The 12,948-nt window shown below is 58.8% G+C and carries 11 protein-coding genes; all 11 read left to right on the top strand.

From position 1 onward, the window contains the following. Window positions 1-35 precede the first annotated feature (35 nt). A complete protein-coding gene (gene speB, locus P4L78_RS08655) occupies window positions 36-1,007 on the top strand; it encodes an agmatinase (protein WP_309327640.1) in 972 nt (323 codons plus the stop codon). Window positions 1,008-1,065: 58 nt separating this feature from the next. After that, window positions 1,066-2,166, top strand: a complete 1,101-nt coding sequence (locus tag P4L78_RS08650; protein WP_283147864.1) for a polyamine ABC transporter substrate-binding protein — start codon at window positions 1,066-1,068, stop codon at window positions 2,164-2,166. Window positions 2,167-2,720: 554 nt separating this feature from the next. Further along, window positions 2,721-4,229, top strand: coding sequence for a hypothetical protein (locus P4L78_RS08645; RefSeq protein ID WP_309327639.1), 1,509 nt, complete (start codon window positions 2,721-2,723; stop codon window positions 4,227-4,229). 52 nt (window positions 4,230-4,281) lie between these two features. Next, window positions 4,282-5,355, top strand: coding sequence for an ABC transporter substrate-binding protein (locus P4L78_RS08640; protein WP_309327638.1), 1,074 nt, complete (start codon window positions 4,282-4,284; stop codon window positions 5,353-5,355). Window positions 5,356-5,413: 58 nt separating this feature from the next. Then, window positions 5,414-6,256 carry an ABC transporter permease gene (locus P4L78_RS08635; RefSeq protein WP_309327637.1) on the top strand — a complete coding sequence of 281 codons (843 nt, stop codon included), beginning with the start codon at window positions 5,414-5,416 and terminating at the stop codon, window positions 6,254-6,256. A gap of 49 nt (window positions 6,257-6,305) precedes the next feature. Beyond that, window positions 6,306-7,106 carry an ABC transporter permease gene (locus P4L78_RS08630; RefSeq protein ID WP_309327636.1) on the top strand — a complete coding sequence of 267 codons (801 nt, stop codon included), beginning with the start codon at window positions 6,306-6,308 and terminating at the stop codon, window positions 7,104-7,106. A gap of 36 nt (window positions 7,107-7,142) precedes the next feature. Next, on the top strand, window positions 7,143-8,228 hold the full coding sequence (locus P4L78_RS08625; RefSeq protein WP_283147869.1) for an ABC transporter substrate-binding protein: 1,086 nt from the start codon (window positions 7,143-7,145) through the stop codon (window positions 8,226-8,228). Between the two features lie 17 nt (window positions 8,229-8,245). Next, window positions 8,246-9,109, top strand: coding sequence for an ABC transporter permease (locus P4L78_RS08620; RefSeq protein WP_309327634.1), 864 nt, complete (start codon window positions 8,246-8,248; stop codon window positions 9,107-9,109). A gap of 19 nt (window positions 9,110-9,128) precedes the next feature. Next, a complete protein-coding gene (locus P4L78_RS08615; protein WP_283147871.1) occupies window positions 9,129-9,941 on the top strand; it encodes an ABC transporter permease in 813 nt (270 codons plus the stop codon). 112 nt (window positions 9,942-10,053) lie between these two features. Further along, window positions 10,054-10,875, top strand: coding sequence for an ABC transporter ATP-binding protein (locus P4L78_RS08610; RefSeq protein WP_283147872.1), 822 nt, complete (start codon window positions 10,054-10,056; stop codon window positions 10,873-10,875). Between the two features lie 70 nt (window positions 10,876-10,945). Continuing rightward, a complete protein-coding gene (locus tag P4L78_RS08605) occupies window positions 10,946-12,886 on the top strand; it encodes an ABC transporter ATP-binding protein (RefSeq protein WP_309327633.1) in 1,941 nt (646 codons plus the stop codon). Window positions 12,887-12,948: the final 62 nt, after the last annotated feature.

The following is a 12,948-nucleotide window of genomic DNA, read 5'->3' as shown; positions in this document are numbered from 1 at the left end:
AAATTCACCAGTTTAGACAACAGCGAGACATTGAAATGCCCCAAAACGAATTGCCTCTACAGCAATCATCCGCAGATCAGGCTTCTGGTGCCAGCGGGTTGCTGCATCCCGGGCCAACCTATGCGGGCGTGCTGTCGTTTATGCGGCGGCGCTACTCAAGAGATCTGGCCGGGGTCGATGTCGCTATCTCCGGTATTCCGCTGGATCTGGCCACCACCTTCCGCCCCGGTACGCGCTTTGGCCCGGCGGGCATCCGTGCCGCCTCGGTGCAGCTGGCAGAGTTGATGATGTTTCCGTGGGGTGTTGACCCGTTTGATGAGTTTGAGGTGGTTGATTACGGCGACTGCTGGTTCGACGGGCATAACCCGCTGGGCATCCACGACAGCATCGTTGCCTTTGCCCGGCAGATATTGCAGTCCGACGCTCGCATGCTTACTTTTGGCGGCGATCACTACGTGACCTATCCGCTGCTCAAGGCACACGCCGAGAAGTATGGCGCGCCGCTGAGCCTGATCCACTTTGATGCCCATTGCGACACCTGGCCTGACGACAATCCGGATTCACTCAATCACGGCACCATGTTTTACAAGGCGATTCGTGAGGGGCTGATTGATCCGGCGCGCTCGGTGCAAGTGGGGATACGTACCTGGAATGACGACTTCATGGGCGTACGGGTGCTGGATGCGCCACATGTCCATCGCCAGGGCACGCACGCAGTTGTCGAAGAAATACTCGCCATCACCGGCAACTCACCGACTTACCTGACCTTTGATATCGATTGTCTTGATCCGGCCTTTGCGCCGGGCACGGGCACCCCGGTTGCGGGCGGACTGTCGTCAGCGCAGGCGCTCGACATACTCCGTGGCCTGGGGCCGGTCAATTTGATTGGGGCCGATGTAGTCGAGGTTTCGCCGCCGTACGACCACGCCGAAGTCACCGCCCTGGCTGCGGCGCATATCGCCGCCGACATTCTGTGCTTGATGCGGGCGCAAAAACTGCGCCGTTGAACTGCCGGATATCGCTCTGAATTCCTGCCTTCATTTGAATTGATATCGAGGAAAAAACATGGACAGCGCCTTTCTCAAGTCATGCGGCATTACCGCGTGTTTCTGTCTGGCGGCCACGACAACACTGGCCGCCGACAAGCAACTCAACCTTTACAACTGGTCCGACTACATCGGCAAAGACACGGTGGCCAACTTCGCCAAAGAAACCGGCACCAAGGTGCGTTATGACGTTTATGACAGCGAGGAAACCCTGCAAACCAAGTTGCTGACCGGTTCCACCGGCTACGACGTGGTCGTGCCCAGTTCCAACTTTATCGGCAAGCAAATTGAAGCCGGTATCTATATGCCGCTGGATAAAACAAAGTTGCCCAATCTGGCCAATATGGACCCGCACATCATGAAAGTGCTGGAGGCGTTTGATCCGGGCAACCGCTACGGCGTGCCGTGGGCCTGGGGCACCACCGGACTGGCCTATAACCTGACCGCCGTGCGCAAAGCACTCGGCCCGGATGCGCCGCTGGATAGCTGGGATATTCTGTTCAAACCGGAATACCTGAGCAAGCTGCGCGGTTGTGGCGTGTCGATGCTTGATTCCCCGGCCGATGTTTTTGCGGTGGCCCTGAACTACCTGGGCAAAGACCCGAACAGCCGTAATCCGGTGGATTATCAAGCCGCATTTGAAACGCTCAAAAAGGTACGGCCCTATATCGCCCAGTTCAGCGGCTTTGGCTACATCAATGACCTGGCGGGAGGCGATGTCTGTTTTGCCTTGTCCTGGTCGGGCGATGTGATGATGGCCAGCCACCGGGCAACGGAGGCCAAGAAGGCGTTTGAATTGAAATACTTCATTCCCAAAGGCGGCGCGCCGGTCTGGTTTGACTTGATGGCTATTCCCAAAGGCGCACCCCATGCAGAAGCGGCCTTTGAATGGATGAACTACATCATGCGACCGGAAGTACAAGCCGCCATTACCAACGAAGTGTTTTATCCCAACGCCAACCAGGCTGCCGACAAATTTGTCCGGGCCGAGATCCGCAGTAATCCGATGATTTATCCGGGTGATGACGTCATGAAAACGTTGTATCCGCTGAAGGGTTTGCCGCCAGATATCCGCCGCCTTGAAAACCGCATGTGGGCAGATTTGAAATCCGGGCGTTGAGCCAATCGCAGTTGTCAGTCATATCGCAATGGGCGGCCTCAGGGTCGCCCATTTTTTTCTGGAGCAGGGCTGCAAACCGTTGCGGTTAATCCCGCCCGCCAGCGCTTCTCACACCGCAAATCAGCACGTTCCCGCCACCGCCGCTTGATCACCGGGGCCGCAATGGCGACCAGCTCAGGTTGCTGTGCGATTTGCCACAGTCCGTCTCACACCCTGCCGCTTTTGCCACAGCCCGTGGCTTCTCGTTAGCTCTTATATTCCCAATTTTTCTATAAAACATGGTTTGGCACGAACTCTGCTTATAAGTGGCTGAGCCCTGAACCAGCGGGCTTCACCCAGGAGTATCGCGATGGATACAGCAATCAGTTTGCGACTGGCAGGACGTATGCCAGCAACGACCCACTGTACTTTGCGCAGCCGTCGGCTATGCAGGCCAGTCCTCACTTTGCGGCTTGGCCGCGGGTTGCAGACAGGTGGGGAAAAAGCCGGGGGCGTGGATCAAACAGGATGCGGCAGCAAAAGCCGTGCTGACTTACACAAGGGAAATGCTGAGCATGCAATTCGCAAAAAAACAAAGAAAAAAACTGTTGTTGGGGGCTGGTTTACTGGCACTGGCCGGGGCCAGTCACGCCGCGCCTTCCAATGAAGAACTGGAAAAGCAGATTCAGTCGCTGCAAAAAACCGTGGAAAGCCTGACGCAACAACTGCGGGCGCAAAACCAGGCAGCAGCAACCGCCAAACCGCAAGCCGCCACCACTGCCGCTGCCGCCGCTGATACTGGCACCGTGCCAGCGCCCACAGCAGAGAGTGATCCAGCCAATCAGGTCGCTTCCAGACAAGACATCGACGGGCTGCGCGCTGACCTGGAAAACTACAAGTATCAGCAACAGCACGATCACGACACCGCGCAAGCGCTGACGCTGCGCAACACCAATATCAACGGCACTATCCAGGCTCGTTATGCCGCCGAGACACCAGCAGTGAGTGGCGGCGCGGCTTCACCATCCTCACCTCGTAATTCCGGTTTTAGCATTCCGCTGGCGCTGGTCTCGTTCTCCGGCAGTTTGTACAAGGATTACAAAGAAGGCCGCAATCTGGATTACCGCTTGCAACTGGGTTATGCCCAAAGTTCGCCGCCCTCAGCCAATGCCTATTTCAATGTGCAGGATGCCTATCTGCGCTATAGCCCCGTGGCCAGCGGTGGCGATCTGGAAAACCCGATTTTCAACCTGACCTTGGGTCAGCAACTGTTGCCATTCGGGCTGGAAATCCAGACTGATGAATCGTTGCGTCCGGTGATCAACAATGCGCAGTTCCTTAATGGCACGGGCCTGGGTTTCCGCCAGATTGGCCTGGTTGCCCGTGGCGACATCGCCCCCAACGTCGATTACGCCTCCAACTACCGCGCGCCGTTGTTTGAATACGCGGCGGGTGTCGTGAACGGTAGCGGCCCCAACGTGCAGGACAATAACAACAACAAGGGCTTCGTAGCTCGGGCAACGTACACGCTGCCAGTGGATTACAACAGCTGGCTGCGGGAACTGAAGGTTGGCACCTCGTATTACCAGGGTGGCTTGAGCCTGCAAAATGGTTCCACTGCCGTGAACCCGCTGGGTTACGACCACATGTACGGGTTTGACCTGTACTACAACCACTTCCCGTTTGGCGCGACCTATGAATACGTGCAGGCCGAGAACAAGGACCGGATCGGTGGTGTGGGCAAGGTGGGCACCAAAGGTACCAGCAACACCTTCACTGCGTTCTATACGTGGGGTGAGCAGTTCCTGAACAGCTCCAAAACCCAAGCCAAATACGACGATTACTGGCCGAAGTCCTACCAGACCTTCGTGCGCTGGGATCAATGGAACCCCAACACCGGCCTGCCGACCAGCAAGAGCGCCAAGTCCACTATCGCCACAGTGGGCCTGAATGTGTTCTTCGCCCAGACCACCAAGTTCCAGCTGAACTTTAACCGCTATCTGTATGAGAACGCTGTGATCGCCAACCCGGCGACCAAGTCGGATATCTCCGAGCTGCTGGCTCAGTTCCAGTTCGGGTTCTGATCTTGCGCCGACGCCTTCTCACATGACAAAAACAGACACACAGGACATCACCATGAAAGCACGCTTTTTACAGGCCATGAACGGCACGCTGGCCGCGCTGGCACTGGCTTTGACCGCCATCGCTCCGGCTCATGCCGAAGACAAACCCACGGTCATCCGCATTGCTTATCCGGGCGCAGGTACCGGCGGACGGCCATTGGGTGATAGCAATACGTACGCCTCAGCCAATTATCTGGGCGCGCTGGAAAAAGAATTCAAAGCTGACGGCATCAAGGTGCAGTGGACCTTCTTTCCCGGCGCTGGCCCAGCAGTTAACGAGCAGGCCGCCAACGGACTTGTGGATTTTGCTTATCACGGCGACTTGCCGCTGATTGTGGGGCGTTCAACCGGTATCAAGCATCACATCATTCTTGGCGGTCCCCGCTTCGGCCCGGTGTACCTGGTGGCGCCGAGCGACTCCCAAGCCAAAACGCTGGCTGACCTGAAAGGCAAAACGCTTTCGACCTTCAAGGGCACGGCCAACCAGCTGGTACTGGACCGTCTGCTGGAAGCCAATGGACTGACCGAAAAAGACTTCACCATCCTCACCCAGAACGCCGACAACCAGAAGGCATCGCTGGCGACCAAGACCATCGACGGCACCATCATCTCGCCGTGGGATCTGGAAGCTCGTGGTATTGCCAAGCGCATTACCACCATCCAGCGTGATCCGAAGATCACATCGGTCGGTTCGTTCTGGGTGAGCGAAGACTTCGAAAAGAAGTATCCGCAAATCGTGCAACGCGTGGTCAATGTGCTGGTACGCACCGCGCAATGGACATCGGACGAAGCCAATCGCGACAAGCTGTTTCATCAGTGGGCGCAGTCTGGGAACACGGGTTACGGCGACTACGTGAAGAACTATCAGAGCTACCAGCTCAAAGAACTGAACAACCCGCTGCTGGACGACTACTACCGCGCCACGCTGCAAAAAGCGGTGAACGAAGCCAAACGCTACAAGCTGATTCGCCATGACGTCAGTCTGGATGGCTGGATCGAACCCAAGTACCTGAACGAAGCGCTCAAGGAGCAACACCTGGAGCACAACTGGGATGAGTACGACGCCAATGGCAACGTCAAGAAGTAGCCATATGCCCGCCGTCCGCAAAGGCGGCGGGCTTGTAGACCCACTGGAGTTGTTTTAGATGCCTGCCGCTTCTCATCCTTTGTCCACGCCATTGCCCGTCCGGCGGGCCACCCGCATCAATCCAGCGATTGCGGTGTGGTTGAGCCGGATCGGTTACGCGCTGACTGGCGCCATCGTGCCGCTGTTGTTGCTGGCGCTGTGGCAGCACGCTGCCAGCCAGCACTGGTTACCAGAGCAACTGCTGCCGTCGCCAGCGTTGGTGTTCAGTTCGTTCATCGAGCTGTATCAGAGTGGTGATCTCACCGCCAATCTGGCCATCAGCCTTAAACGGGTGGGCTGGAGTCTGTTGCTGGGTGGCGGAGTGGGTCTGTTGTTGGGCGGTTTGTTCGGTTTCTCCCGGCGTGCCCGTATCTGGCTGTACCCCAGCTTTGAAGTGCTGGCGCAGTTTCCGGTGATTGGCTGGATTCCGCTGCTGATCATTTTTGTGGGCATCGGCGAACCGCTGAAGGTACTGGCGATTTCGCTGGCGGTGGTGGTGCCGGTGACTTTGCAGACCAGCAAAGCCATTGCCCAGGTGCCGCGCCCCTTGCTCGATGTAGCGCGCGTCTACCGGTTCTCGTTGCCGCAGGTGCTGGCCAAGGTGGTGTGGCCCGCCGCATTGCCAACGCTATTTGGCGGCTTGCGCCAGGCCGTCATGCAGGCGTGGCTGGCGCTGGTGTTCGTGGAGTTGTTGGCTGCGGGCGAGGGCGTGGGATACCTGATGGTGTGGGGACGCCAGTTGCTGCAACTGGATCTGGTAGTGGTGGCGATGATCCTGATCGGGGTGATTGGCGTGCTGCTGGATCGCTTGCTGGCGCTGGTTGAATTGCGGCTGCAGCGCTGGCGGCGCAACGCCTTCTGACCGTTTTGCCGGTAATGGCAAGTAACAAAAAAATGATGGGAACACGGCAATGAGCGCATCGCTTCTGTTTAAACCTGGCAACTGGATCAGCACTCGCGATTGGCGTGCGCTGGTAGCACCGCTGCTCTTCGTGGCGCTGTGGCAACTGGCCAGTACGCTCGGTTGGGTGAACCCCAAGCTGATCGTCAGCCCGTGGGCGGTGGCGCAGGCAGGCTGGCATGAGGTCAGTGCCAACGGCTTTGCCCACGCGTTCGGCGCTAGCCTGGCGCGGGACTTGGGTGGATTTGTTCTGGGTAGCGCCGCCGGAGTGGCCCTGGGTGTATTGCTGGGGGTGTCGCGCTGGGCTGATCGCTTGCTCGGGCCGACGTTTCACACGCTGCGGCAGATTTCGCTGTTTGCGTGGATTCCGCTGATCTCGATCTGGCTGGGTTACACCGATGCGGCCCGCGTTTTCTTCATTGCCGTTGCTGCTTTCTACCCGGTGGTGCTGGCGACGCATGAAGGCATCCGCAGCGTGACACGTGCGCAGCTGGAGGTCGCCCGCGTTTACCGCTTCAGTTACTGGCAAAGCCTTACCCGACTGATTTTGCCAGCGGCCTCACCGCAGATTCTCAACGGACTGCATCTGGCGCTGATTTACGCCTGGCTGGCCACCATCGGTGCCGAGTTCCTGTTGCCCAGTTTTGATGCGACCGGCGTGGGCGCCACCGTGATTCGTGGCCGGGCCGCTTTCCGGGTGGATGTGATCATCGTCGGCATGTTGATCATTGGCCTGACCGGCTACGCACTGAACCGGCTGGCGCAAAAGCTGGAAGCGCGTTTGCTGGTCTGGCGTGGCCCGGCGCACTGAGCCGTTTCTATGTTCATTCAATTCAAGGATCTGTTCATGTTCAGTTTTCATCGTTTGCACTTTGCGCTGCAACGAGTGGCGCTCGCCGCCGTGACGGTTGCGACGCTGGCCAGTGCCCAGGCTGAAGCGCCACCCAAGATCATCCATATCGGCATCGCCTCGCCGCAGTTCGGTTCACCACCGGCGTATACGGTCGGGCCGGTCGGCGTGGCTTATACCAAAGGGTTTCTGGAGCAGGAATTCAAAAAAGAAGGCGTCAAAATTGACTGGGTGTTCTTTCGCGGCGCCGGCCCGGCGGTGAATGAAGCCCTCACCAATGACCAGCTGGATTTCGCTTTCCAGGGGGATCTGCCGTCGATTGTGGGGCGCGCTGGTGGGCTGAAAACCCGGCTGATTGCGCTGTCCGGCACACGACAGCACGTGTATCTGGCTGTACCGCCAGACTCACCCATCAAAAGCGTGAAGGACCTCAAAGGCAAGCGGGTGGGGTTCTCTATCGGCACCAATATCCAGATGCCGGTAGACCGCATCCTCGCGGCCAACGGATTGTCCGAGCGCGATCTGCGGGTGACCAATCTGTCGGTTGAAGGCTTGGGACCGGCCTTGAGCAGTCATGGTGTGGACGCTGTGTTCTCGTGGCTGCAGATTCTGCCCCTGCGAGAAAAAGGCCTGGCGCGCATTGTATTCAGCGACCACGAAAATGCGGCATTTGCATGCCAGGCGGGGCTCCTGGTCACCGACGACTTCGCCCGCCGCTATCCGCAAACCACGACCCGCGTGCTCAAGAGCCTGCTGCAAGCCCATCGCTGGCTGGCTGATCCGGCCAACCAGGATCAGTACCTCGCCTTGCTGGCGCGTATGGGCTATCCGGAAAAAATCCTGCGCGAAGATCTGGCAGGCGAAGACCCGCTATTGCTGGCCAGCCCCTTGCTGAGCAACTACACGCTGACGCTGTATCAGAACGTCGCCGACGAAGCCGTTCGGCTCAAGCTGGCCCGCAACCGGGTAGATGTCAAACAGTGGGCCGATACGTCTTTCCTTGATGCCGCCCTGCAACAGAGCCAGTTGAGCGGCTTCTGGCCGCAACTGGATGCCAGCGGCCGCAAGCTGGCCGCGCAATGAGCTTGCCAGGACATCCCATGGTGACCGAAACCCCGCTCCTGCATTTGTCAGCTGCAGCCAAGTCCAGCATCGCGCCGCCGCGAGCCGCTTTGCCTGCGCGCCGTCGCCTGCGCTGGCCAACGGGGCGCGTTGGGCAGGTGCTGCTGGCCTTGCCGTTTCCACTGGCTTTGCTGCTGTTGTGGACCCTGGCCGCCCGCTACCAATGGGTGGCGCCGCAGATACTGCCTGCGCCCACGGTCGTGTTGTCCACGCTGCAAGACCTGTTTGCCAGCGGTGAACTGAGTCGCAATGCGCTGATCAGCTTCTGGCGCGTGTTTTATGGCTTTGGCGCCGGTGCCAGTCTGGGATTGTTGCTGGGGATCGGCTTTGGCCTTTCGCCCACATTCCGGGATTACTGCTATCCGCTGTTTCGTGCCATCGCCCAAGTGCCGATTCTGGGCTGGTTGCCATTCCTGATTTTGCTGCTGGGGCTGGATGAGGGACTGAAGGTGGTGCTGGTCGCCAAATCGGTGATGGTGCCGGTGGCGCTCAATACCGATCAGGGCATCCGCAACGTGCCCCCACAGTATCTGGAAGTCGCGCGCATCTTTCGCTTCAACCGCTGGCAGTGGCTCAGCAAAGTGGTGCTGCCCGCCGCGTTGCCGGGTATCTGGAGCGGTATCCGCTACGGCCTGACCCACGCCTGGCTGGCGCTGGTGGCGGTGGAGTTACTGGCTTCCAGCGAAGGGTTGGGATTCCTGATCGTTTATGGCCGCCAGTTGTATCAGCTGGATGTGGTGCTGGCGGCAGTCATCGTGGTGGGCAGCGTCGGCTTTGCGCTGGATAAAGTGCTGGCGCTGATCGAAACCCGGCTGCTGCGCTGGCGCAGCAATGCCTTTTGAAATTGCCTGAGGAACCTCTATGGCCAACCTGACTTTCCCGGCAGCGCCACGCTCGTGGTGGCAATACCTGCACCCGGCCAACGTCCCCCGGGCTTTACGGGGCTGGGTTCTTCCGCTGGCATTACTGCTGGCGTGGTGGGCGCTGTTTGCTTCCGGGCGCATAACCAATCCGCTGTTTGTCGCACCCGGCAAAGTGCTGGCGACCGCATGGCAACTGTCGAGCACCGGTGAGCTGTGGCAGGCGCTGGGCGCCAGTCTGTTGCGTGATCTGGCGGGCTTTGCCCTGGGCACGCTGGCGGGTGTGGCATTGGGCACGGTGCTGGGATTGTCGCGCTTGCTGGAAAACCTGATCGCACCGACCTTTCATGCCTTCAAACAAGTGTCGATTTTTGCCTGGGTGCCGCTGATCTCGCTGTGGTTTGGGCTGGGTGACCCGGCCAAGATCGCGTTCATTGCGCTTGCCGCCTTTTGGCCGTCTTTTCTCAATACTTTTGAGGGTGTGCGTGGTGTGTCGCGTGAGCTGGTCGAAGTGGCGCGGGTCTTTGCCTACAACCGCCTGCAATTGGTGTGGCGCGTGGTGCTGCCAGCGGCGTTGCCGTCGGTGTTCAGCGGTATTTACCTGTCGCTGATCTTTGCCTGGCTAGCCACGCTGGGTGCGGAATACCTGCTGACCTCTGGCCGAGGTATCGGCAATTTGCTGACCGATGGCCAAGAGCATTTCCTCATGGATTACGTCGTGCTCGGCGTGCTGGTGGTTGGCTTGGTGGGCTACGGCTTTGCCGTGGTGGCCAGCCGTATCGAACAACACCTGCTGCGCTGGCAGCGTCGCTGAACCGGCGACCTGCGACGTTTTCGACACTCTTTTGCGGGCGCGTCCCAATGCCGCCCGCACCCAATGTTTCAGTGGCTGGCGAGTAGCCAGCCCAATTTATCAGGAGCAAGCCATGGCACATGCAGCAACCCTGGATATCCGTAATCTGGGCAAGCAATACCAGGTTTCCGGCGAACCGCTAAACGTTCTGGATAACGTGTCGTTGTCGATCAAACCGGGCGAATTCGTCAGCATTGTCGGCACCAGCGGATGCGGCAAATCAACCCTGTTGCGGCTGATCATCGGCCTGGAGCAAGACTACCAGGGCGAGATCGTGCTGGATGGCAAGCGCATTGTCGGCACCAGCCTGGATCGCGGCATCGTGTTTCAGGAACACCGGCTGTTTCCGTGGCTGACCGTAGAACAGAACGTTGGACTGGGTTTGCTGAACGCCAACCAGTCGGCCGCTGCGCGCAAAAAAGCGGTGCAGGAGCACATTGATCTGGTCGGGCTGCAAGGCTTTGAAACGGCGTATCCGTATCAGTTATCCGGCGGCATGAGTCAGCGCGTAGCCATTGCCCGCGCGCTGGTTAACCGGCCCGAGGTGTTGTTGCTGGACGAACCATTTGGCGCGCTGGATGCGCTGACCCGCAATTATCTGCAGCAAGAATTGCAGCGCATCTGGCAGCAAGAAGGCATCACCATGATTCTGGTTACGCACGATGTAGAAGAAGCCGTATATCTGGGCGACCGCATTGTGGTGATGCAACCCAAGCCGGGCCGCATCAAGCGCATTGTGGACGTGCCGTTAGCGCATCCGCGAGATCGTGGCAGCTATGAATTTGCTGCCATCAAGGAAGACGTACTGCTGGAGTTCGGTGACGGCAAGCGCGCGGACATCGCCCTGCAAGCGCCGGAACCAACGACGTTCACCGACTGGCATTTCGCCTGGTAAGCGCGGGTCTCAATCTACCGGCGGGTGTGGGCAAGACGCCAACACTCGCCTTCTTTTGTTTTGGGCTCTCATGACTATTTCGACCGTTTTGCAGCGTGCGCCCGGCACGCCGCCGCTGCCCGATCGCCCCTTTCGTTTCATTCTGCATTTTGTGGCGCGTTACCGTTGGTGGTATCTGGGCATGGTGCTGTTTGAAACCGCCAACGCCACCTGTGGCATCCTGATTCCGTACGCCTTGAGCCGCATCATCAAAGCGGTGACCATGGCCCACGGCAATGCACACGCCGTGGTCGCCAGTCTGACCACACCCTTGACGTTGTATGTCGGGTTCTCGCTGGGTGAAGTATTGTTTGGCCGGATCGCCGGCGGCATCCAGATCCGGCTGGGGCCACGCCAGCGGCAGAACGTCACCCGCTCGCTGTATCACTACCTGCAGTACCACTCGCATCGCTATTTCAGCAATAACTTTGCGGGCGCGCTGGCCCACCGCATCAGCGAAACATCCATGGGCGTCACACAGACTTTGTGGTCGATCATTACCGAGTTCTGGCCCATTTTTATCGTGTTCAGCGTGTCGATCCTGTTGCTGGCCCACACTCACGTGCAACTGGCCGCATTTGTGGGTATCTGGGCGGTGTTGTTCATCGGCATTTCCTGGACACTGGCCCGGCGCTGTCAGCCGCATGCGTTCAAGGCGGCTTCGGCTCGCAGTGAAACCACCGGCCAGGTGGTGGATTCGGTCTCCAATCTGACCAGTGCCCGGCTGTTTGCCCGGCTGGGGTTCGAGCGTGGCCATCTGGAAGAAACGCTGACCCATGAAATGCGCGCCATCCGGGTCTCCAACGGTTATTCGGAACGGGTGCGCTGGTTTCAGTTTTCAGCGTCGGCCGTCCTCAAGATTGGTGTGCTGTATTACGGACTGGAGTTATGGAGTCGCGGTGAGATCAGCGTGGGCGATTTCGTCATGGCAGTCAGCCTGGCGTTGTTGATCATCAACGAAGCACGCAATCTGAGCCGACGTTTTCTGGAGTTCTTTGAATACGTGGGCAACGTCGCGAACGGCGTGCACACCATCGTGCGCCCGCACGAATTGATCGATGCTCCCGCAGTGCGGCCGCTGGTCATTGAGCGCGGCGAGATCGAGTTTCGAAACGTCAACTTCAGCTACGGCCCGGAGCGCCCGGTGTTCGAGCAACTCAGTTTGAAAATACCGGCGGGGCAGCGGGTCGGGCTGGTCGGATTTTCCGGGTCGGGCAAATCCACCTTTGTCAGCACGTTGCTGCGCCTGTATGACGTCAACGGCGGCCAGATCCTGATTGATGATGTGGATATCAGCACGCTGGGGCAAGACACATTGCATGAACAGCTGAGCCTGATCCCGCAAGACCCCACGTTGTTTCACCGCACCCTGCGCGAAAACATCCGTTATGGGCGTCTTGAAGCCACTGACGATGAGGTGATCGAGGCCGCCCGCAAAGCCCACGCCCACGATTTCATTCAGCAAATGAACGATGGCTATGACGCGATGGTGGGCGAGCGCGGCGTCAAACTATCCGGCGGGCAACGTCAGCGCATCGCCATTGCCCGCGTCATTTTGAAAGACGCACCGATTCTGATTCTGGATGAAGCCACTTCCAGCCTCGATTCCATTACCGAAAAAGCCATTCAGGACACGCTGGACGATGTCATGAAAGGCAAAACCGTCCTGGTGGTGGCGCATCGCTTGTCGACCATTGCCCATCTGGATCGCATCCTGGTCTTCGACAACGGCAAAGTTATTGAAGATGGCGCCCACGCCGAATTGCTGGCCCGTAAAGGCGCGTATTTCCGCCTGTGGAGCAAGCAGTCGGACGGTTTCCTCTCCGACAGTCCGGATGGCGAAACCCTGCTGCGACCAGAAAAACAAGCTACGGGCTCGCAAGCGCAGTCCACGTCGACAGTGCGCATCATTTTGCCGGCGGTGGATCCGGAGCTGGAGCCGCCGCTCGACCCGGATGTTTCTTTTGCGTAAGCGTTTGTTTTTCAGACCAGACCAGACCAGACATCAGACCAATTCAACCCGATGGATCTACC

The organism is Silvimonas sp. (assembly GCF_031291215.1).
In the GTDB taxonomy this organism is placed as follows: Bacteria; Pseudomonadota; Gammaproteobacteria; order Burkholderiales; family Chitinibacteraceae; genus Silvimonas; species Silvimonas soli.
Note: the sequence above shows the minus strand (reverse complement) of the source record. Positions and strands in the feature narration are given on the sequence as shown.